Origin of the sequence: Ralstonia sp. 22086, from assembly GCF_052045975.1 — a bacterium.
GTDB lineage: Bacteria > Pseudomonadota > Gammaproteobacteria > Burkholderiales > Burkholderiaceae > Ralstonia > Ralstonia wenshanensis.
In genome coordinates, this window is record NZ_JBQEPZ010000002.1 from 433,075 (window position 1) to 454,509 (window position 21,435).

A 21,435-nucleotide genomic window follows, 5' to 3' on the forward strand; every position below is an offset into this window, starting at 1 on the left:
GCGCTCAGGCGGGTTCGTTCAGGCGCAGGCTCTGCACCACGCCTTCTACCAGCGTCTTCTGGCTGGCGCTCAGCACACCGGGCGCAGTAAAGGTGAGCATCAGCACCTGCTTGCCGTGCTCCACCATCGTCAGCAACTGCTGCAGTGGCCGGCCGTTGTTCGACCATTTGTATTCGTGCGCATACGCTGCGCGGCCGGACACCGTGGTTTCGCTGCTGCTCACCGCTTCATAGTCGGGCACCTGCTTGGCGAGCTTTTGCAGCTCGCTGGCGGCGTACTCGCCAAACTGCATGCCCCATGGCAGACGCTCGCGCGTGACGACAAAGCTCACGCCCTCCGTGCCGGTCGAGGCGGAGACGAACACATTCATCGTCTTGTCGATCCAGTCCGGTGGGAGCAACAAGGAACCTTCCTGCATCTGATACATGGTGTCAGCCGTTATCCGGGTTGATATGGGTATTGGGTGCCTGGATCTTGATCTCGGCCGCATCCAGCCGGATCGTGGATGAGCCCTTGTGCAGCTCGATCGCATCGGCCGTCATGTGGATCGACGTCCCGCCGGCACCGCCCACCTTGATCCACAGTTCCTTGGCCTCGATCGTGTGCACACCGGCGGGCGACTTCTGCGTGGTGTTGCCTTGCGTGACCGTGTCCGTCAGATCCCCCACCGACACCGTCGTCTCGTAGTTGCCCTTCGATACCGTGAGCGTTTTGTCGCCCGTGCTCACGGTCGTTTCCATGTTGCCGGTGTCGATCTGCGTCTTGTGGTGGCCCTGGGTAACCAGCGTGGTGTGGTCGCCCTTGACGGCTTCGCTCAGGTTGCCGGTAGAGACCTCCGTCGCATGGTTGCCCGTCGACACCAGGATCGTCCGATCGCCCTTGACCACATGCGTGCTCTGCGCGTCTTGCACCACGGTGTTCATATCTTTCTGCGCGTGCATGAACACTTCCTGCGCGCCATTCACGTCGGAGAAGCGCAGCTCGTTGGAGCCACCTCCCTTGTGCGTCTGGCTGCGGATGCCCATGGTCTGGCCGCCGTCGCCGTGGTACGGGTTGGCGGCCTCGCCGTTGAACACGCGGCCGACAATCACCGGGTTGTCGGGGTCGCCCTCGTTGAAGGCGACGATCACCTCTTGGCCGATACGCGGGATGGCCGCGCCGCCCCAACCCGCGCCCGCCCACGGCTGCGACACGCGCACCCAGATGGAATCGGAGCCATCCATCTTGCCGCGCCGGTCCCAGAAGAAATGCACCTTGACGCGGCTGCCGTCGGTATGGATCTCTTCACCTTTGGGGCCGACCACCACAGCCGCCTGCGTACCGTACATGTAGGGCTTGGGTGTGCGGCGCTCGGGGCGGAACGGCACATCCACGGGCAGGCACGTAAAGCTGTTGCGGTACGGCTGCTCGGCGCCCTGGCTCGTGTAGTCGTTCACGGCGTGGTGGCGTACGTGCAGCAGAACAAAGGCCTTGTCGTCGTAGGCCGAGACGGGGTGGTTGGTCAGCCGGAAGCGCCCGGCCGTGGTCATGGCCTGCACGAAGCCAGCACCCTTGAACCGATGCGCCTGCGCCTCTTCTGCTTCCATGGCATGGCGCGCGTACCGGCGGCCGTCGTCGCTGTGGTCGTACAGCGAATGGTATTCGTAGCGCTCGGTGGCCCCGATGTTCGGGTTCTTGAGCGTGGTCGGCACTTCCACGTGCATCAGCGGAGACGACGGTGTGTCGTAGTTGAAATCCCGATAGGTGATCTTGCCCACGCGAAAGTTGAACGCCTCGTCCCACCGGTCGATGCCGTTGCGCTCGCTGGCGGCGCTGGCGCCGTAGTACGGAATCGTATCGACAGGCGTCAGCGGCTTGAACAGGTCGTTGGTGTCGCCAATGACGAGGACGTGCCGGTCTTTCTCGTAGCGGTGCGTCCAGAACATGCCCTCCTGCTCCATCAGGCGGGCGCAGAAGTTGAAGTAGGACTCCCGGTACATGACGACGTATTCGAGCCGCGCCTGCTCCGACTTCAGGTTGAACTCGAAATCGTGAAAGCCGAGCTCGACAAAGATCTCGGAGAGGATGTCTTCCGCGGTCTTGTTCTGGAAGATGCGGCAGTCCGTCGAGCGCGTGAGAAACCAGAACCACGGCACCACCGTCATCTCGTAGCGCGTGACCGAGCCGGGGTGCCCGACTCGCCCGAACGATGCAACGTAGCCCTGAAAGTAGCGCTGGCCGATTTCCGGCCCGGCCGCCAGCTGGCTGAATACGCCGCCGGTGGACTTGGGTTCCAGCGACACCGACACCTGCTGCCCGACGATCTTGTCGATCTCAATTTCGCTCTGGTGCGATAGCAGGTCGAGATGGATTTCCGGCAGGCGGCTGACGTACTCGTCCACCACCAGCGCATTGACCAGCAGTACGTCGGGCCCGAGTGGCGACTCCATGCGCACGAAGCGGCTGACCTGCGTCAGGCGAGACTTCGCGCCGGGCATGCCGTTGATGGTATCGGCAATCGAGGCTGGCGTGCGCCCAAGCAGCGACATGCCCGTCTGCGCCAACTGCGCGGCGCGCGCCGCGCCGCCAATCAAACCGGCCCCCGGCGCGTTGCCGAGCATGCCGGCAGCATCCGCAAGCATGCCGGTACCTGGCGACAATCCGCCGCCGGACAGGGTCGACAAAAAGGAATTTCCGGACGGCGCTTTGCCGTTGCCGGTAGAGGTGAAACTCATGGGCCCGCTCCCATCGTTCTATGCGATTTGCACCGGCCGGGCCAACTACGCAGACTCGTTGCCTTCAGCCGGAATCCCCCCGGCATGCCCGCCGATACGTTGTCGACAGGCGATGGCTCGCATGCTAGTGGAAGCGTGCGTTTTTCAGATGAGCGTTCCGTTACTTGGAGCCTGAAAGTTATTGAATTCTGGTTTAACGCGGGCTAATTGCGCTGGGCCAAGTCGGCATGCGTGCACTTGATTGGCGCAGGCCCACGCCAAGATTAACGATTGATAAAAAACCAACGCCAACCGCGCGCGCCGGACTCCCTGCATTCACGCGCTGAACACCTTCAACGTGGCCCCAAGCGCGTCTGCAGATTGTCGGCGGGCCCTTCCTCGGTCGACTGCCTGAACGTGATTGACCGGCGGATAGATCAGCGCTTCATGTCCGGCGTGTCTTGAAACCGCCGAGGCATATCGATGCACAAAAAAAAGCGCGGCGTCTTCCAAACGCCGCGCGCTGTGCACTTTTGGGGGAAGCACAGGAGTTAAATCGATTCGAGTTCTCGGCCGCGCGTTTCCGGCAACGTGAGAGCCGCCACGATGAGCAGCCCATAGGCGCCCGCCGCGAAGATGCCGATGGCATGCCCGAGGGACGAATGCGCACTCACCTGCCCGATCAGGAACGGAAAGCACGCGCCAACCGCCCGGCCCACGTTGTAGCAAAAGCCCTGGCCCGAGCCGCGCACCGCCGTCGGGAACAACTCGGTCAGGAACGCGCCCATGCCGGCAAAGATGCCCGAGGCAAAGAAGCCCAGCGGCAGGCCGAGCAGCAGCATTGTGTTGTCGGTCACCTCCAGTTGCGTGTAGGCCAGCGCCACCACCATCGAGCCCACCGCAAACAGGATGAAGTTGCGCTTGCGGCCCAGGCGGTCGGTCAGCACCGCGCTGGTCAGGTAGCCGATGTACGAACCAATGATCACCACGGCCAGATAGCCGCCGGTGCCCAGCACGGTCAGATGGCGCTCGGTTTTCAGGAACGTCGGCAGCCACGTGGTGATGGCGTAGTAACCGCCTTGCGCGCCGGTGGTCAGCACAGCGGCACGCAGCGTGGTGCTCAATAGCCGCGGAGAGAAAATCTCGAAGAAGCTCGTGCGCTCGGCGGCTTGTGACTTGGCTTCCTGAAACACCTCCGGCTCTTTCACCAGTCGGCGCAGGAAGAACACGAACACGGCAGGCACGATCCCCACGAGGAACAACGCGCGCCATGCGGTCTCGGGCGGCATCACGCTGAAGAACCACGCATACAGCAATGCCGATGCGCCCCACCCCAGCGCCCACCCCGCTTGCACCATGCCAACGGCCTTGCCGCGATCCTGCGAGCGGATGGCCTCGCCGATCAGCACCGCGCCGGCCGTCCATTCGCCGCCAAAGCCGAAGCCCATGAGCGTGCGCGCAATCAGCAGTTGTTCGTAGTTCTGCGCGAGGCCGCACAGGAAGGTAAACACCGCAAACCACAGGATGGTGATCTGCAACGCGCGCACGCGCCCGATGCGATCCGACAGGATGCCAGCCACCCAGCCACCCGCCGCCGATGCCAGCAACGTGCATGTGCCGATCAACCCCGCATCGGCCTTGGACAAGCCCCACACGCCGATCAACGTGGGGATGACGAAGCTCAGGATCTGCGTGTCCATCGCGTCGAGCGCGTAGCCCACCTTGCAGCTCCAGAACGTGCGCCGCTCCTGCGTGGATATCTCTCGGTACCAGCGGAACAAACCGCCGGAATTGGCTGCGGCCGTGGCGTCCGTCCCGGCGGGCGCTCGCGCAACCGTTGCTTCGGTTGTCATGGTGTTTCCTCCTTATTACTGATGCTGTCTCGATGCGGCTATCGCTTATTGCTTGCTATAAACCAGCGCCTCTGCGTGCGCCGGCTGGAACCCCGGTACCCGTCCGTCTTTCGCTCTTTCGCTCTTGCGACTGCGTGCTCAGGTCAGCGCTGCGGTGCGCAGGTCTGTGATCAGCATGTGCCCCGGCGCATGCGTGATGCACAGCTCGGGCCGCGCTTGCTGCACCACCGCCTGGGGTGTCACGCCACAGGCCCAGAACACCGCCACCTCGCCAGGCTGCACGGGCACAGCATCCCCCCAATCGGGCTGCGCCAGATCAGCAATGCCGATGGCCGCAGGGTCACCAAAATGCACCGGCGCGCCGTGCGCACGCGGCATGCGCGAGGTGATCTCGATCGCGCGTATGGCGTTAGGCACCGACATCGGCCGCATCGACACCACGAGCTTGCCCGCCAGGCGGGACGTACCGATCGTGTCGACCGACGTGCGATACATCGCCACGTTGCGCGACATGGCGATATGACGCAGCGGCACACCCGCCTCCATCAACGCGTGCTCGAACGAGAAGGAGCAGCCAATGGCAAACGCAACCATGTCGTCGGTCCACAGCGCTTCAACGTCGGCCGGCTCTTCGGCCAGCTCGCCGTTGCGGTAGACGCGATAGCGCGGCACGTCGCGGCGCACATCAACGTCCTGGCCCAGATGCCGAAATACGGGCACGCCGGGCTCGGTCACATCCAGCAGCGGGCACGGCTTCGGATTGAGCTGGCAGAAGCGCAGGAACTCGTTGGCCCACGTATCGCGCAGCATCACAATGTTGGCCTGCACATAGCCATCGCACAGGCCGCTGGTATGGCCACGCAGCACGCCCGAGCGCGCCGCCAGGCGGGCGGAATACGGATTTGCGTAGGCCACGCTGGCACCCGTGCGGGCGGGTAAGGGCATCGGTGCCGGTTGTTCCGGCATTCTTTTTGCCTGGGCTGTCTCCACTGCCGTCGTCATGCAAGCTCTTCCATAAGGTTGTTTGTGCGGCTGATTGTGAAAGCGTGATGAAACGCGGTCCAACGAAAGTTTCGGATTGCAGGCGATAGGAAAAGGTGATTGCCGAGGCCGGTGCAGCACCCGCGCGTGTAAAATCGCCGCCCCACCGTTTGCCCTCCTGGCCTGACATGGACTACCAAGCGATCCTGGACACCATCCACCGCGACATCCAGCCGTACCTCGGCCAGGGGCGGGTTGCCGATTACATCCCCGAGCTGGCCGGCGCCAGTGCGACGGATTTCGGCATGGCCATCGTCACCCTGGGCGGCGATGTCTACACGGTGGGCAAGGCGGATGTGCCGTTCTCGATCCAGAGCGTGTCCAAACTGTTTGCCTGCACGCTGGCCTTCCAGCTCGAAGGCGAAACGCTCTGGCAGCGCGTCGGCCGCGAACCCTCCGGCAATGCTTTCAACTCGCTGGTGCAGCTCGAATACGAGAACGGCATCCCGCGCAACCCGTTCATCAATGCCGGTGCGCTGGTCGTGACCGACGTGCTGTGCCGCCGCTTCGTGCAGGCCGAGACCGCGCTGGTGCAGTTCATGCGACGGCTGGTCGACAACCCACGCATCGACTACGTGCGGCGCGTGGCCGAATCCGAACTGGCCCATGCCGACCGCAACCGCGCGATGGCCCATTTCATGAAGAGCTTCGGCAACCTGCACATGCCGGTGGAAACCGTCATCGATGCGTACTGCCGGCAGTGCGCCATCGAGATGGATTGCACCGACCTCGCGCGCGCCGTGCTGTTTCTCGCCAACGGCGGCGTTGTGCCGTGGAGCGGTGAGCACATCGTCGGTGCCAGCCCTGCCAAGCGCCTCTCTGCACTGATGCTGACCTGCGGCACCTACGACGCGGCGGGCGACTTCGTCTATCGCGTGGGGCTGCCTGCCAAGAGCGGCGTGGGCGGCGGCATCGTCGCCGTGCTGCCGGGCGAATTTGGCGTGTGCGTGTGGTCTCCGGGGCTGGACGTCAGCGGCAATTCGCTGGCCGGCCTGCAGGCGCTGGAGTGGCTCACGACGCTGACCGGCCGCTCGATCTTCTGACGCTGGCGCCACGGCACGCTGCGTTGGCTTAGGCGGCTTCCGTGTTGCGCTCGACTTCCTCGGCAATGGCGTAGCGCGGCCCGACCGAGAGGCAGAACTCACGCGCCATCGTGCGCGCCAGGCCGACGATGGCTTCGTGCACCTCCAGGCCCGCCCCCGCGCGCCACGACGCGATGATCGGCAGGGCTGGCAACGCCGGCTCCACTTCCAGCACCGTCAACGCGCCGCTCTCAATGCGGTCGCGCACCAGCACGGTGGGCAACGCGCCCACGCCAAAGCCATCGCCCACCAGGCGCGTCATGGCGGCCACCGAATTGACGCAGTTCACGCGCGGTGACTCCACCCCGCTCAGGTGCAGCAGGTTGAGCATGTCCTGATGCGGCCGGGAGTTGCGCACGAAGGTGATGAGCCGTTCGCGCGCAAGTTCGCCCAGGCTGCCGTATGGGTGCGCCAACCGCGAGTTGGTGGCCACCACCCAATGGATCGGGTACTGCGCGAGCTGCACGTTGCGCACGCTTTCGGCGCGCAGCAGATCGGTCTGGAAGGCAATGTCGAGCGCGCCCTTCTGTAGCTGCTCGACGAGGTGCATCGCGCTGTCGGCCACGAGTTCGATCTCCAACGCGGGAAACATCTCGGCCGTGCGCGCAATGAGCGGCGAGAGCCACGTATGGATGACGCTGTCCATCGCCCCGACCCGCACGCGCCCTTCAAAGCCCGGGCGCTGTGCCACCGCCGCCTGCAACTGGTGCAGCGTACTCACCATGCGGTCTGCATATTCCAGCACCTTGTGGCCATCGGGCGTGAGTTGCACGCCGCGTGTGTCACGGTCAAACAGGCGTACGCCAAGCTCTTCTTCCAGCGCGGCAATGCGCGCAGAAATCGATGCCTGCGTGGTGAACAGCTTGTCTGCGGTGAGGCGGAAGCTGCGCAGCCGCGCCACCCAGACAAAGGTTTCCAGAAAACGTAGGTTCATGCCCTGCCCCTCGTGTTTTTGTATGCGGCCCGGTTGCGGCGCACTCGCTGCGCCATCGGCCCATGCAGCGCGCTCAGGTTACGGATTTTCGTGCTGCGGCGCACGCCCATGCTTGCGTGCTCGGCGGTTTTTACCAACGCTCGGCCAAAACTGCCACGGAACCTCGTAGTTTCTACAACGCGGGCGCGCCCACACCGGCGCCGCACTACGTAATTCGCCAATAGCTGCGTCGGCAAGCGGCGTCCAGAATGCCCCTATCACCCGATTGCTTTCAATCAGGCCCACCCCGTATGGGGCGCCGCTGGAGAACACCATGCCCGCCATCGACGAGATCAACGGCCGCATCGTCTACTACCGTCCGCCGCCCCCACCCACCCCTGAGCAGAAACAAGCCGCCGCCGACGCCAAAACCAAAACCGACGCGGCCATCCAGACGGCCAACACGGCGGTCAACGACTACATCAACAACGGCGACGACTCCAAGGCCGCCCAGGCCAAGCTCGACAAGCCGCTTTCGGACGTCATCAACTCGGTACAGAACGAGTTGCGCCGGCAGGCCGACGAAGCGCCCGCTGGCGGCGAGAAGAAAGCCATCGAAGACGCAGCGGACGCCATCAAGAAACGCGATCCCGATGCCAAATGGCTCGACAAGATCGTCGACGATGCAAAAGACGCCGTAGAGAAGCAAGACCCGAGCCAGCGCACCGCATCGGAAGCGCGCGACGGCGTGCTCGATGCGCAAGACAAGCTGCAGGATGCGCAGAACATCAAGGTCACCAATCGGACCATTGCTGAAGACAAGCAGGACTCGATCAACACGGCGCAGGCCAACCTGGACAAGGCCATCCAGGACTTCAAGACCGCCATTGGCGGCGAGCTTTCAAGCTACGAGAACTTCGGCTCGGGCGATAACCTGAAGGCGGCTAACGACGCCGCCGATGCGCTGGCAAAGGCCCACCCCGATTGGGACGAGGGCAGCCTCGCGTTTGCCAGGAACATCGCCACAGCCGATGCGATCCAGTACCAGATCAACCACATCAACCCGAACGACCCGACGCTGTCGGCGCAGGACAAGGCGCTCGCCACCAACGATCCGGTGCAGTTTGCGTGCGTGCAGCTTGCGCGGCCGCACGCCAATGACAAGAACGCCGAGCAGATCTACGAGCAGATCGGTGCAGCCAGCTACGACGTGCGCGTGAACTACACCAAGGATCAGGTCGCGGCCAAGATGAAGGCGGGCGATGCGCAGGGCGCGCTGAAGATCCTGTCGACCAACATGAACGACGTGTCGGTCACCAGCGCCGACCCCGACGCGCGCGACCATCTGTACCAGGTGGCCGGCGCCCCCTTCTTCAACGCACACAGCGACTACTTCAACAAGCAGATCAGCGACCTCACCCAGGTCTACAAGTACAACCCCGACGACCCGGACGCCAATCGCAAGATGGCCGACAGCACGGTCAAATACGACGCCGTCGGCAAATGGATGAAGGACCTGGCCAAGGTGGCGCCACCCGAGGTGGCAAACAACCTGCTGACCACCGTAGAAGATCGCTTCAACGACAACGGCAAGTGGTTCCAGAGCAACGCCGGCGCCGACACGTCGGGACTCGTGCCCCACGGCTCGGACTTTTACGGCGGCTTGAGCCTGACGGCCGCCGTGGCCGATTCGCCGCGCTTTGCCAGCGACCAGCCAAGCACCGACCACGCCCAGCAGGTTGCCAACTGGCTGACCACCGACTCCAATGCCAAATCGTTCCTGTACAGCATGCAGACCTCCGGCTCGGGGGGGAGCATGCCGTCGTGGGTGCCGGTGCAGAACGCCGTGGGCGACGGCAACGGCGCCACCGTCACCAACGCGCTGATCCAGCAGCACGGCAAGGACTTGCCCAACGCCGACATGCTGCAACGCGCCTTTGACCGCGGCAACGAGAAGGTCCAGCAAAAGCAGGCGGAAGCCGACTACAAGACGTTCCAGTCCGACCAGAACACGGGGCTGAAGAACATCTTCGGGCAGATGTCCAAGGCCACCTTTGGCAAGGACACACCGCTCTACAACGACAAGGCGCAGTCTTTCACTGGCCCTGATGCCGACACGCAGCTCAAGAACTACATCGGCGGCGCGCTGATGATCCAGGCTGACAACGCCGGCGCGCAAAGCAGCGGCACCACCGGCACAGCGTGGTTCACCAGCGGCAACAGCACCAAGATCATCGACGAGGTCAACAAGAAGATCCACGAGGTGGGTGGCGATAACCCGACCGTGAAAGCCATTCCGATTGCCTACGTGGACAAGAGCGCAGGCGTGATGCCGACGGCGTTGTTCGAAGTCACCGACAAGAATGGGGGCAAGCCGCACTACATCGACGATCGCGGCTGGGACTACGAAAACCTCGACGACTACCGCCATAACAACGCCCTGTCTGACGGCGGCACGATCTACGTGCCGAAGAACCTTGCAGGCACTGTGGCGCTCGACAGCAAGGGCATTCCCGACGTCGATCACTTCAGTGCGCACATCACCACAACGGGGCAAAAGATCCGGCACGTTGTCGACATCGTGGCCGGCGTGGCCACGGCGGTGGGCGGGGTGATCCTGTCGGTGGGCACGTTCGGTGGCGCATCGATTGTGGGCGGCGCCATGGTGGCGGTGGGCACGGGGTGGATCGTTGGGGAGTCGGTCGACCACCTCAACACGCTAGCCGACCACGGACGCTCGTGGTCGCCCACCAACCCCGAGGCCTTTAACGACTGGCTCGCCATCGTCACATCGGCAGCGGGTGAGTACAGCCTGGCGGGCAAGGGTGTGTCCGCGCTGTCGGAAGCGGCGGCGGCCTCAAAGATGTTCACGCTCACGCGCTCGGCTTCGGATTTGGTGGCCGGTGGCGGCGGCATCGTCATGACGGGCGCGCAGGTCAAGGACCTGCTGATGTACGGCGACCGGATGTCGGGCGAGCAGAAAGCCGAATCGATCATGTTCCTGGGTCTTGGCCTGGGCCAGGTGGGCGCCACGCGCATGCTCGAACGTGTTGGCCTGTCGCAAGGCACGGAGCGCGTCGGCCTGCTCAACGCCCTGAAGAACAACGCCGACCGCTACAGGCCCACCGAGATGGTGTCCGAGCCCACCACGGTGGCTGCCAACGACCCGGCCAACGCCGGCCGGCCCACAACCGACCCGACCACCGAGCCGGTCATCACGCAAACCAACGGCAAGACCAACGAGCCGGGCGGCACCACGGCCGGCACCGAAGGCAAGGACGGCACGACAGGCAAGCCGGGCACGGACCCGATCGACCCCGCCACCGGCAAGCCCAAGACCGCAGGCGACCCAACCACGGAACCCGGCAAAACGGGCACACCCGGCGACGAAAGCAATCCAACCAACACGGGACCTGCCCGCCCTTCGCGGCCGCTGCCCGGCGCTTTGGATGACCTCGCCAACCCGGAAGTCACGCTCACGAACTTTACCGACACGCAAAAGGCACTCGACGCCGGCACGCAGAACGCGCTGTCGCAGCATGCCGACCTTCTGCTTGACGCAGAAAATTACCGTACCAGCGGGACCACCGCCGGCCGTCATCCGCGTGGCATTGGCGTGCGGCGCCTGGCCAGTGCGCTTTCGAAGATGAGCGATGAGCAGCGGCAACTCATCCTGAGCAAGGCCGAGTTCGCGCACGATACCGCCAACATCAAAGACCCCGTGCGCATGAGCTGGCGCCAGCGCATGCAGCTCTATCGCGGCAAGTCGTCGGTGTTCGGGCGCACGGCCGATCGCATCATGTCGCCGGTGGACCGCATCCAGGCCATGTTCATCGACCGCGGCATCCGCAACTTCTTCGTCAAGGGCGGCACCGAAGACGCCGCCGCCGCGCTGATGGGCAAGCGCATCCTGATGGTGACGGGCTTTACGGTGGGACGCGACCCCACAACAGGCCGCATGCTGCCGGAAACCGATGGCCCCGTCGGCACAGGCGAGAAAGCCGCCACGCTCGCGCAGGCCGGCTACGACATCACCGTTGCCACCGATTCGGCCAACATGCCCGTGCTCCAGTCGGTGCTCGATACCTATCCGGGCGGCCACCTCGTCAAGCTCGAGCTGTTCGATGCCAAGCGCGGCCAGCCCGCGCGCGATGCGGCCAACGAACTGCTCGACCGCGTGCAGCCCGAAGCCGTGGTGGCCATCGAGCTGCCGGCGCGCAATGCCGACGGCGACTACCTGAACATGCGCGGCATCTCGGTTGCCGATGTCAATGCGCCGAAAGACCAGATCATTCTGGAAGCCAACAAGCGCAAGGGCATCGTTACGGTGGGCGTGGGCGACGGCGGCAACGAAGCCGGCATGGGCAGCCTGCGCAGCAAGATTCCGCCGGTCACGCTGGCTGACGGCAGCACAGTCGATTTTGCCTCGACGGTGCCGGTGGACTTTCCTGTCACGGCGTGGAATTCCAACTTTGGCGCGCAGGCCATCCTGGCCAACATGCTGCGCAACATGGGGCGGCTGGATCTCATGCCCAAGCCGGAGCAACTGCACGCGGCCATCAAGGCTTCGGTGGATGCCGGTGCGGTGGATGGCGTGAGCCGCAAGGGCGAAGCCAGCGTCGACGGTTTCGCCTCGCAGGTGCACCAGGGCATGCTCGTGCTGTTGCGCAACGCCATGAACCACATGCCCGACGGCAAGACGTTTGACGAGGCCACGCCCAACGAACCCTTCACCGTTGCCGCCTTCGACTCCAGCAACGGCGGGCTGATCGCGGCCAAGAACATGCTGGCAATCATCAAGGCCGCAACGGGGGAAGACCTGCAGATGGTGCCGGTGGTGGACCATGCCAACGCGCCCTACGGCCCCAAGAGCCCCGACACGCTTATCCGCCTGGTGGGCAATGGCCTGCAGACCGCACAGCGCCTGAAGGCGGCCATGGTGGCCATGGCGTGCAACACCGCGTGTACCGCGTTCCCGAAAGCGCTGGACAACGTGGATGTGCCCGTCATCAACCTGATTGACGTGACCTCGCGCGCCATGGTCGAACACGGCGGTGACCGCCCGGCCGTCATCGCCACAGCGGGCACCGTCAAGAGCGGCGCATACCAGAACAGGGTCGCCGAGCTGACCAATGGCGACATCACCCCGCAGGCCGTGGCAGCCCACAAATTTGCGGATTTCGTCAACGACCTCAAGCACAAGAGCGATGACCCGGCGGTGAAGGCAGAGCTGCAAGCCGCCTCGGACAAATACGTGGAGGAGCTCGACCCGAACACCACGTCGCTGTGGCTGTGCTGCACGCACTACCCGGCCATGAAGGATTTTCTCGTGACCTCGCTGCAGAAGCGCGGCATGGATATTCCCGTGGTCGACCCGATGGAGTACCAGGCCAGAGCGCTGCTCAACGAAATCGGGAAGAGCGAATGGCACACGCCGAGCGCGGCGTATTCCACCGACCCGTACGTGGTTACCTCGGGCAAGACCGGGCCCGTGAGCGAATCGGTGCAGAACCTGATGGAGCGCCTCAATGTGCCCGTGCAGCGCGTGCGCAGGTTCGGCCCCGGCAAGACGCTGGACGGCACCATCCCGCCGAACCCGCGCATGGAGCCCACGCCCATCAGCAACGCCGTGATGGCGATGTTCAACCCCGACATGGCGCGCATTGAAAACCCAAAGGGGGTCGACAACGCCGCCGCCGCGCTACAGGACAGCAACCGCATCCTGGTACTGGCCGGCGCCCGCAATGCGCATGGCGCTGTCGACACCGACGGCATTGCCGGCGCTGCCGTGTTTGGTCATGACATGCAGGCCTCGGGCAAGCAGGTCGTCTATGTGGTCCCGCACGAAGCGGTGCCCACACTCGATGCCGCGCTTCAGGCACGCGGCGCAGCGGTCAACGACTACAGCATCGTCCCGTTCGATGCGGCCCCCGGCGAGCCGGCACGCACCACCGCGCAAGACCTCATCAACCAGGAGTCGCCCGACACGATCGTCTCCATCAACGTGCACGGTCGCAACGCCGATGGCCGGTATATCGACCAGAACGGCAATGACGTCACTGACCAGACTGTGCCGCTGGACGAAGTGGTCGCAGCCGGCTGGAAGACCGATGGCGTGACCACCATCGGTGTAGGCTCGCGCGGGCATGAAGCCGGCATGGGCAACACGCGCCGCACGGCCCCGCAGGTGACGCTGCCCGACGGCACCGTGGTCGACCCCCGCTCGGTGGTACCGGCCGACCACTACGTGAGCGCATCGAACTCCAACTGGGGCGCGCACGGGCTTGCCGCATCTGCACTGAAGGCCGCCGGCCGCACGGATTTGCTCAGCACGCACCAGCAGCACATGGATGCGCTCCTGGCCAGTGCCAACGCCGGGGCGGTTGATGGCGTCACCGGCCGCGCCGAGCCCACCGTGGGCGGACACGACAGCAACACCTACCAGACCGTTGTGCAGATGATCAATCTGGCCGCCGGCAAGAAACCTGACGTGCCCCCACCCGCGGCAGCAAACGCGACGGGGCCGAAGGGTCCGGACGGTCCGTCGCCGGACACGCCCGCCGCCGGCACGCAAGCCTCCAACAGCAAGCCCACGGAGCCCAGCACCCCGCCCATCAAGACCGGCGAGGCCGGCGACGATGGCAACGGCACCCCGCCCACCGAGCCGAACAGCGCCGCCAGCGCCGGAGAACCCAAGCGCAAGCCGTGGATCCGGTGGATCTTCGCGGGCTCGCTCACCGGGGCGTTCTCCACGGCTGCGAGTTCCGCCACACTCACCGGAAGCGCCGCTACGCACGCGGTATTCGACCCGTCCGTCACGAGTCCGCTTTCATTCATGTATCGCGGCAGCATCGCGGCGCTGCGCGCCAACAAGACACGCGCGATCAACGAACAGCTTGGCAAGCTGGGGACCGAGGATTCCGCCTCGGCGCTGGCGTGGCTCAAGGCCAACGTGCGCGATCAGGCGGGCCGCTGGGGGCTCTCAAAGACAGACCGCGCGGCCATCGGTGAAGCGCTGGATCACTTCCAGGCCAACCCGGACGCCCTCACCGATGCGCTCAGCAAGAAAGACAACCCCGACGCCCAGACCGACCGCGACGTGCAGCGCCTGCAAGCGCTCACGAGCGCACCGGCGAAACTGCTCTCTCCGAAGAGCCCCATTGGCCGCGCCAACGACACGCTGCAACTGCTCACGCTTGCGCTGAATAACGGCAACACGGCCTACTGGTTTGCAACGCACGGTGCCCACCTGAACACACCGTCGTTCTGGAGCAATGCGCTGTTCCTGAGCGCCAACCTGGCGCTATCCAGCCGCAACTTTGCTGGCCGCCTGGGCGCCACGTTCAACGACAAGGCGACCAACACGAGCCCGTGGCTCAACCGTGCCCAGGCATTCACGATGTCGCTGTACACGGTCGGCTCCGTGCCCCTGGCGATGAACGACGCGCTCATGCATACGAACAGCCCGGCCATGGGCGCCACCAAGGCGGCGTTGGACCTGGCATTCGGGGCAGGCGCCCTGCGCATTGCCGGCGACCTGATGCCCAAGGTCGGCCAGCGCCTGCCAAGCAATCCCATGATGCCCGGCGGCGTGATCCTGGGTGTGGCGGCGGTCACGCGCTTCGGCATCGAGCTGTTCGTGCCCAACCAAGCGGCTAAGCCGGCCGTTGCGCAAGTGCAGGCCAATGGCAACGGGCAGGATCAGAACAATCAGCCCATTGCCGCGTTCCCGCTGCCCGACATGCAAGGCGTGAGCGGTGACGTGCTGCGCGCCAACGCTCCGCACGCGTTACCGTCGATCGGCACCGCCACGTCGCCGCAGTACGCGATCGTTGGCCCTGGCGACACGCTCTGGCAACTGAGCGCTGCCGATGCCGCCAAGCTGCTCGGCACCACGGGCCCGGCATCCGAGCCGCGTACGCTTGCCGCGTTCGACAAGCTGCCGCCGATGAACAGCCAGTTCGACTGGGCCGCGCTGGACGGCAATCCGTACACACAGGGCGCAACGGGGCAGGATCCGGATCTTGTCGTCCCGGGTGACATCGTGCGGATCGGATAAACGGAAAAGGCAAGCCACCTACGGCGGGCGCAGCAGTCAGGCGCCCGCTGTTTTTTGTGCGCGTTCAGGAGGTTGACGACACGTATGGGTTACCCACCGCATCCGCACCTTCAGCCCAGCGCAGCAGCGCGGCCACGTCGCGGAACAGCGTGCGGTCAATGGTGGTATCCATCGGTACGGTGTCGTGCAGGCGCTCCGCCAGGCCGGCGTTGGCTGCGGTCGGGACGAGGTGGTATTCGGCCATCTGCCGGATGCGCTGCACGGACTCGCCGCTGCCCTTGGCGATCACCATCGGCAACGTGCCATCGCCGGGGTAATACAGCGCCACCGCGTGCCGCGCACTGAACACGATGGCAGTGGCAATGCGCATGCGATCTTCCAGCGCGCTGTATTGCACCTCCAATGCAAGCTGGCGGCGGCGCCCCACGATATGCGGATCGCCCTGCAACTCGCGGTGCTCACGGCGCAGTTCTTCGGTAGACATGCGGTTCTTTTTGAAGAATTCGAAACGCACGTGCCAGTAGTCGAGCGCAGCCATCAGCACGTACACCACCGCCCCCCAGCCGAACAGCACAAGAACCAGATGCGCCACCACGGCCAGGATGGCCGCAGGCCGCCCGTAGCCCGCCTGCAGCGGCAACGCCAATGACCCGCGAATCACGACGAACAGCGTCAGCGCCAGGCAAGCCACCTTGAACAGCATGATGGCCAGGCCGATCAGGTTGCGCACCGAGAACATGCGCTGGATGCCTTCCCCAGGATTGAGCCGTGACATTTGCGGCGTCAGGCGTTTGGGCGCGAACATGCCGCCCACCTGGGCAAACGCGCCCAGCACCGCCAGCACGGTCACCAGCACCAGCACGGCTGCGCTCAACAAAATCCATTCCGCCCCTGCCGATACCAATGCCTGCCGCACCGCCGCAGCCGGGTCGCGGGCCTGCGCCACGGCAGTCACGTTTTGTATCAGCAAGCCGCGCATGCGTTCGAGCAACCACGGCCCGCCTTGCCACAACAGCACGAGCATCCCGATAAAGACAAGCGCGCTGGTCACGTCCGTACTGCGAACGACTTCGCCTTCGCGCCGTGCGTCTTCCAGCCGGCGCTGGGTAGGCTTGTGCTGTTTCTCGCTCATGCGCCGGGGCTGTGCAGCAGCGCGCGCAACAGCCAGACCATCTCGCCGTTGCCGGCCAGGAAGGTGCGCAGCGATTCAAAGACAAAGCCGAGGAACAGCACCATCATCAGCACGGCCAGCAGGCTCTTCACCGGCTGAGCAAACAGGAACACGTTCAGCTGCGGCACAGAGCGGTTGATCAGCCCGATACCCAGCTCCGCCACCACCAGCACGATGATCACGGGTGCGGCCAGTTTGAGGGTCCAGCCGAGCACGCTATCGGCCTCGTGCACGGCAAACTGCTCCAGCGCGACCGACGCGCTGGGCAGCATGCGTTCGATCGGCCAAAGCTTGTACGACTCGAAGAACGCGCCAAGCATCACGTGCAGTCCGCCGCCCGTGACGAACAACGTGACGGCCATGAAGCCGAGAAAGCTGGCGGTCGGCCCGCTCTCGTGCCCCGCCACGGGATCGAAGAAGGACGCGTTGCCCGAGCCGGTCTGGAAGTCGATCAGGTGGCCGACGTTCTCGATGGCCCAAAGCAGCGCGCCAAACGCCATGCCGAGCAGAACGCCGATCAGCGCTTCCTTGAGCGCGAGCGCCATCCACAGCCCGCCGCCCTGCACGTTCATGGCCGCGCCCTCCATGGACGGCGCCACGAACACCGCGAGGATGGCAATCAAGCCGCTGCGCACCATGCCCGTCACCACCCGTCCGCTGAACACCGGCACGATAAACATGATGGGCAGCAGACGCGGCATTACCAGCAGCGCCTGCCGGAACAGGCCTTCCATGGAGTGGGGATCGAACCCTTGCATCGGCTCAGGCGGTGGTCTTCTGGCCGGCGAACTGGCGCGCGAGCTGGGCTTCGAGCGCGGCGTCTTCTTCCTGCCATTCGGTCGCTTGGCGCCGGGCGGCCACCACGCGCTGCTCGGCACGGTCCACCGCTTCGCATTTTGCGTTGGCGCGGGCCACATGCCGCTGCGCACGGGCCTGCGCGACCTGCTCGGCCGCCAGCGCCGTGCCGGTGTGCTGCGATTCGACATGCGCGTCCAAGATGGCACGATCCAGCGCCAGCCGCGCGGCATTGGCGCCGCACAGCAGCGCGACGGCACTGCGCGCATCTTCACGCACGGCTTGCTCAATGGCGGCGTCGTGCGCAGATCGCGCCGATACCGTCTGCTGCAGCCCCAGTTGCGCTGCCGCGTTCTGCGCTGCGGCCTGCGCGACCAAGGCGGCCTGCTTCTGAGCGCGCGCTACGGCACCGAGCTTGCGCGCCTCGCGCACGCGGGCGAGTTGGCGGAGCACATCGCTCATAGCGCCCCCACCACGGCTTCGAGATCGGCCACGGTGCGCTCCAGCTTCACACGCGCATCGGCGTCCTGCTCAAAGAAGCGCGTGAGCGCGGCATGGGCGTGCAATGCGGTATCGCCCAAGGCATCGCTGCCCTCGCGGTATTCGCCAATCTGCACGAGCAATTCGATCTCCTGGTATTTGGCCAGCAGCTCGCGCACGCGTTGCGCGGCGGCGCGGTGCGCGGGCGTGGTCACCTGCGGCATCACGCGGCTGATGCTGGCCAGCAAGTCGATGGCCGGATAGCGTCCCGCCAGCGCCTGCTTGCGCGAGAGCACGATGTGCCCGTCGACGATGGAGCGCACCTCTTCGGCAATCGGGTCGCTCTCTTCATCGCCCTCCACCAGCACGGTGTAGAACGCGGTGATGACGCCATGTGCACCGGCGCCTGCGCGCTCGAGCAACTGCGGCAACACCGAGAATGTCGACGGCGGAAAACTGCGCCGCGTGGGCGGCTCGCCGCTCGCCAAGCCCACCTCGCGCTGCGCCCGCGCAAACCGCGTGAGCGAATCGACCAGCAGCAGCACGTTCTTGCCGCGATCTCGGAAGTACTCGGCCACAGCGGTAGCCACCAGCGCGCACTTCACACGCTCCATGGCCGGGCGGTCGGAGGTGGACACCACCAGCACCGTCTTGCGGCGGGTCGCCTCGGGCAGGCACAGCTCCAGAAATTCACGCACTTCGCGCCCGCGCTCACCAATCAGCGCGATGACGTTGACGTCGCTCTGCGCGCCGCGCGCAATCATGCCGAGCAGCGTGCTCTTGCCCACGCCCGACGGTGCGAAGATGCCCAGCCGCTGGCCGATGCCCACCGTGAGCATGGCGTCGATGGCGCGCACGCCTGTGGAAAGCGGCGCGTCGATGCGGCGGCGCGATAGCGGGCTCGGCGGCTCTGCGTGCGTGGAAACACGCTCGTTGGTGAAAAGCGGGCCGCCGTCATCCATGGGCGCGCCCAGCCCATCGAGCACGCGGCCAAGCAGCGCATCGCCCACGCCAAAGCGGTGCGCGCTGCCGGACGGGATCACCTCCGTGGCGGCCGACAACCCGTGCACGCTCCCAAGCGGGGTCAGCAAGGTCGACTGCCGCTCGAAGCCGACGACTTCCGCATAGACGCTGCGCTCGCCGGGCGTACGCAATTCGCACACCTCGCCCAGCCGCGCCTGGATGCCCGATGCATTGAGCATGAGCCCCACCGCACGGTGAATGCGCCCACGCATCTGCACGCCCGCAGCCATACCGTCGGCGCGCTCCAGCACGTCGCGCAGGCTGCGTTCCAGATCGCCTGCGTCGATGATGTGGCTGACGGCGGGTTCGGTCATGTTTCGTTCCCCACCAGTGCAGCGTGCAGCGCCGCCAGTTGCGTGTCGATGCCCGCTTCAACCACGCCGGATGCGGTCTCCACCACCAGCGCCTCTTCCGACAGGCTGGCATCGGGCACCACGCGCACGCGGCGGGTACCGTCGGTCATGGTTCCCAGCACGCGTTCCAGATCGGCCACCTGCTGCGGGGCGATGCGCACCGTCAGCACAGGCTCGTGTTCGACCAGTGTTTCAATGCGCGCGAAGGCCTTGGCATAGATGGCCTCGCGCGGCAGATCAGCCACCAGCTCGCGCACGGTGCGCGTGACGAGCTCCGCCATCAATTGCTTCATGGCCGCCAGCGCGCGCGCGTTGGCAAGCGCATCGGCATACAGCCGCGTGGCGGCCTCGCGTTCACCCTTTTCATAGCCTTCGTCGTAGCCGGCCTTGAGTTGTTGCTGACGATGGGCTTCGGCATCTTCCAGCATCCTCTCGCGCTCTTCCTGGGCGTTGCCGAGGATGCTCGTGGCGTCGAGCAGCGCTGCATACTCGTGCTGTTTGAGCACCTTGCGCTCGCTCAGGATCTGCAGCTTGTCGGTGGTAATCAGAAAAGCCAGTCCCATGCCGGCACCTGTTCAGGAATCAAGCTCAGCCGCAGCAGCTCACCCAGTTCTGCGCGTTGCGTGCGACCCAGCAAATAAGGCGGACGATCGGCATCGACCGCGTTGCGCGGAAACTTCAAAGGCAGCCGGCGGATGATGGCCGGGCCAAAGGGCACCAAAAAATCGATCAGTATCCGGCGCCCACGGGCACGCAGCGTCTCCACCGCCAGGCGGGGGTGCTGACGCTGCGCCTGCAGGGTTTCGGCGACGGCTTCGAAGGCCGGCATGCGCTCCAGTGCGAATGCCACCAGCGGTGCGCCGAGCGCCAGATCGATGGCCTGCCGTGTCTTGCGCGGGACTTCGCCCTCGCGCAGCCACTGGCGATGCAGGCAAAGGCCGCAGCACACGGCCAGGCGCTCCAGCGCGTCGGCTGGCAACAGGGCGATGCGCTTTTCCACGGCAGCAAAGTCGTAGTCCCATTCGCCCTGCAACCGATGGGCTTGCAGCAGCGCCCGCGCCAGCACGGCGCGCCCTGCGTCGCCGTAACGGGCGGGGTCGCGCAGCGCAATGGGCCAGTCCGCCGGCAGCCATGACGCATCGATATAGCGATCCGGCCGCAGGTTGAACGTGGCAACCAGCGCTGCCAGGCGCGCATCGGTGGTCATGACGCGCGCTCCGGCCTGCGTCCGCTGAGGTTGTCGAACACGCCCCGCCGCCATGCCACAAGACCTGTCACAACAAGCGCTGCGATGATCAGCAAGCCGAGCAACCACACCAGCGGGTTGCGCGTGCTGAATGTGCCCAGCAACGCCGCGCCCTTTCGCACATCCACCGGCACGGGCTGCGCGCCCTGCAGGAACAGCGATACGTTGTCGTAGCTCAACCCTTCAATGCTGTGCGCGACGAGGTCCTTCACCATCGGCGCCATGGCGGTGAGATTCACGCCGGGCCGATAGCGGATGTACACGGCTGCCGATGCGGGCTTGGCCTTGTCGGCCAGCGGATCATTCTCGGGAATGACGACATGCACGTGCGCCAGCATCACGCCGTCCACATCCAGCAGCGTGCGCGACAGCTCCTGCGATACTCCGTAGATGTAGCGCACCCGCTCTTCGGCCGGCGTGGCCACCAGCCCCTGCTTCTGGAACACCTGGCCGAGCGATGCCAGGCGCGGGCGCGGCAGGCCCTGCGCACGCAGCACGGCCAGCGAAGGGCCCATGTCGGCTTGGTCAACGGTGAGCGTCCAGGTGCGGCCCTCCTGCCCCTGACCGTCCTGCACGAGCTTCTGTCCGCTGATGCCGGCTGACGACAGCGCGGCCACCATCTCGTTGACCTCGACCTCCGACAGGCCGGTGTACAGCTCCTGCTCGCACCCAGCCAGGCCGAAGAGGCAGGCAAGCGCCATCAGCACACCCAGCAATCGGTTCATG

The 21,435-nt window shown here is 65.3% G+C and carries 14 protein-coding genes; 2 read left to right on the forward strand and 12 right to left on the reverse strand.

The window, feature by feature from the left end; genetic code table 11:
• Positions 1 to 4: 4 nt before the first annotated feature.
• The 4 genes from ACTJK6_RS11020 to ACTJK6_RS11035 all read right to left on the reverse strand — a co-directional run bounded on the left by ACTJK6_RS11020 (position 5) and on the right by ACTJK6_RS11035 (position 5,491).
• The gene (locus ACTJK6_RS11020; RefSeq protein ID WP_316870831.1) at positions 5 to 427 is read right to left on the reverse strand and encodes a DcrB-related protein; all 423 of its coding nucleotides are present in this window, start codon (positions 425 to 427) and stop codon (positions 5 to 7) included.
• 4 nt (positions 428 to 431) lie between these two features.
• Complete coding sequence (locus tag ACTJK6_RS11025) at positions 432 to 2,714, reverse strand: type VI secretion system Vgr family protein (RefSeq protein ID WP_440839047.1); 2,283 nt, start codon at positions 2,712 to 2,714, stop codon at positions 432 to 434.
• A 530-nt stretch (positions 2,715 to 3,244) separates the two neighbouring features.
• Positions 3,245 to 4,546: an MFS transporter gene (locus ACTJK6_RS11030; RefSeq protein WP_232039729.1), complete on the reverse strand. Its 1,302-nt coding sequence runs from the start codon at positions 4,544 to 4,546 to the stop codon at positions 3,245 to 3,247.
• 138 nt (positions 4,547 to 4,684) lie between these two features.
• Positions 4,685 to 5,491 (reverse strand): putative hydro-lyase, encoded by an 807-nt coding sequence (locus ACTJK6_RS11035; RefSeq protein ID WP_440839315.1) that lies wholly within the window; start codon positions 5,489 to 5,491, stop codon positions 4,685 to 4,687.
• A 224-nt stretch (positions 5,492 to 5,715) separates the two neighbouring features.
• On the opposite strand from ACTJK6_RS11035, the gene ACTJK6_RS11040 reads away from it, so the two are divergent.
• On the forward strand, positions 5,716 to 6,630 hold the full coding sequence (locus tag ACTJK6_RS11040; protein WP_232039730.1) for a glutaminase: 915 nt from the start codon (positions 5,716 to 5,718) through the stop codon (positions 6,628 to 6,630).
• A 28-nt stretch (positions 6,631 to 6,658) separates the two neighbouring features.
• Here the strand turns inward: ACTJK6_RS11040 and ACTJK6_RS11045 are convergent, their stop codons facing one another.
• Complete coding sequence (locus tag ACTJK6_RS11045; RefSeq protein WP_045201589.1) at positions 6,659 to 7,603, reverse strand: LysR family transcriptional regulator; 945 nt, start codon at positions 7,601 to 7,603, stop codon at positions 6,659 to 6,661.
• A gap of 313 nt (positions 7,604 to 7,916) precedes the next feature.
• On the opposite strand from ACTJK6_RS11045, the gene ACTJK6_RS11050 reads away from it, so the two are divergent.
• A complete protein-coding gene (locus ACTJK6_RS11050) occupies positions 7,917 to 15,641 on the forward strand; it encodes a glutamate cyclase domain-containing protein (RefSeq protein ID WP_440839048.1) in 7,725 nt (2,574 codons plus the stop codon).
• A gap of 64 nt (positions 15,642 to 15,705) precedes the next feature.
• Here the strand turns inward: ACTJK6_RS11050 and ACTJK6_RS11055 are convergent, their stop codons facing one another.
• From ACTJK6_RS11055 to sctJ, 7 genes are read right to left on the reverse strand one after another with little or no spacing between them, the layout of a single operon-like run.
• Entirely contained in the window at positions 15,706 to 16,773 is a 1,068-nt protein-coding gene (locus ACTJK6_RS11055; protein WP_440839049.1) for an EscU/YscU/HrcU family type III secretion system export apparatus switch protein, read from the reverse strand.
• On the reverse strand, positions 16,770 to 17,546 hold the full coding sequence (sctT, locus tag ACTJK6_RS11060) for a type III secretion system export apparatus subunit SctT (protein WP_232039733.1): 777 nt from the start codon (positions 17,544 to 17,546) through the stop codon (positions 16,770 to 16,772). Before sctT ends, ACTJK6_RS11055 begins: the two co-directional genes overlap by 4 nt.
• Before the next feature lie 28 nt (positions 17,547 to 17,574).
• The gene (locus tag ACTJK6_RS11065; RefSeq protein ID WP_440839050.1) at positions 17,575 to 18,069 is read right to left on the reverse strand and encodes a hypothetical protein; all 495 of its coding nucleotides are present in this window, start codon (positions 18,067 to 18,069) and stop codon (positions 17,575 to 17,577) included.
• Positions 18,066 to 19,424: a FliI/YscN family ATPase gene (locus tag ACTJK6_RS11070; protein ID WP_343619063.1), complete on the reverse strand. Its 1,359-nt coding sequence runs from the start codon at positions 19,422 to 19,424 to the stop codon at positions 18,066 to 18,068. Before ACTJK6_RS11070 ends, ACTJK6_RS11065 begins: the two co-directional genes overlap by 4 nt.
• Positions 19,421 to 20,026, reverse strand: coding sequence for a type III secretion system stator protein SctL (gene sctL / locus ACTJK6_RS11075; RefSeq protein WP_322018401.1), 606 nt, complete (start codon positions 20,024 to 20,026; stop codon positions 19,421 to 19,423). The genes ACTJK6_RS11070 and sctL overlap by 4 nt, the downstream gene beginning before the upstream one ends.
• Positions 20,008 to 20,670: a SctK family type III secretion system sorting platform protein gene (locus ACTJK6_RS11080; RefSeq protein WP_440839051.1), complete on the reverse strand. Its 663-nt coding sequence runs from the start codon at positions 20,668 to 20,670 to the stop codon at positions 20,008 to 20,010. Before ACTJK6_RS11080 ends, sctL begins: the two co-directional genes overlap by 19 nt.
• Entirely contained in the window at positions 20,667 to 21,434 is a 768-nt protein-coding gene (gene sctJ / locus ACTJK6_RS11085; protein ID WP_260801565.1) for a type III secretion system inner membrane ring lipoprotein SctJ, read from the reverse strand. Before sctJ ends, ACTJK6_RS11080 begins: the two co-directional genes overlap by 4 nt.
• Position 21,435: the final 1 nt, after the last annotated feature.

What these genes read in the sequence shown, in the direction of transcription:
- ACTJK6_RS11020 (WP_316870831.1), bottom strand. Translation starts at nt 427, where the DNA reads ATGTATCAGATGCAGGAAGGTTCCTTGTTGCTCCCACCGGACTGGATC.
- ACTJK6_RS11025 (WP_440839047.1), bottom strand. Translation starts at nt 2,714, where the DNA reads ATGAGTTTCACCTCTACCGGCAACGGCAAAGCGCCGTCCGGAAATTCC.
- ACTJK6_RS11030 (WP_232039729.1), bottom strand. Translation starts at nt 4,546, where the DNA reads ATGACAACCGAAGCAACGGTTGCGCGAGCGCCCGCCGGGACGGACGCC.
- ACTJK6_RS11035 (WP_440839315.1), bottom strand. Translation starts at nt 5,491, where the DNA reads ATGCCCTTACCCGCCCGCACGGGTGCCAGCGTGGCCTACGCAAATCCG.
- ACTJK6_RS11040 (WP_232039730.1), top strand. Translation starts at nt 5,716, where the DNA reads ATGGACTACCAAGCGATCCTGGACACCATCCACCGCGACATCCAGCCG.
- ACTJK6_RS11045 (WP_045201589.1), bottom strand. Translation starts at nt 7,603, where the DNA reads ATGAACCTACGTTTTCTGGAAACCTTTGTCTGGGTGGCGCGGCTGCGC.
- ACTJK6_RS11050 (WP_440839048.1), top strand. Translation starts at nt 7,917, where the DNA reads ATGCCCGCCATCGACGAGATCAACGGCCGCATCGTCTACTACCGTCCG.
- ACTJK6_RS11055 (WP_440839049.1), bottom strand. Translation starts at nt 16,773, where the DNA reads ATGAGCGAGAAACAGCACAAGCCTACCCAGCGCCGGCTGGAAGACGCA.
- sctT (WP_232039733.1), bottom strand. Translation starts at nt 17,546, where the DNA reads ATGGAAGGCCTGTTCCGGCAGGCGCTGCTGGTAATGCCGCGTCTGCTG.
- ACTJK6_RS11065 (WP_440839050.1), bottom strand. Translation starts at nt 18,069, where the DNA reads ATGAGCGATGTGCTCCGCCAACTCGCCCGCGTGCGCGAGGCGCGCAAG.
- ACTJK6_RS11070 (WP_343619063.1), bottom strand. Translation starts at nt 19,424, where the DNA reads ATGACCGAACCCGCCGTCAGCCACATCATCGACGCAGGCGATCTGGAA.
- sctL (WP_322018401.1), bottom strand. Translation starts at nt 20,026, where the DNA reads ATGGGACTGGCTTTTCTGATTACCACCGACAAGCTGCAGATCCTGAGC.
- ACTJK6_RS11080 (WP_440839051.1), bottom strand. Translation starts at nt 20,670, where the DNA reads ATGACCACCGATGCGCGCCTGGCAGCGCTGGTTGCCACGTTCAACCTG.
- sctJ (WP_260801565.1), bottom strand. Translation starts at nt 21,434, where the DNA reads ATGAACCGATTGCTGGGTGTGCTGATGGCGCTTGCCTGCCTCTTCGGC.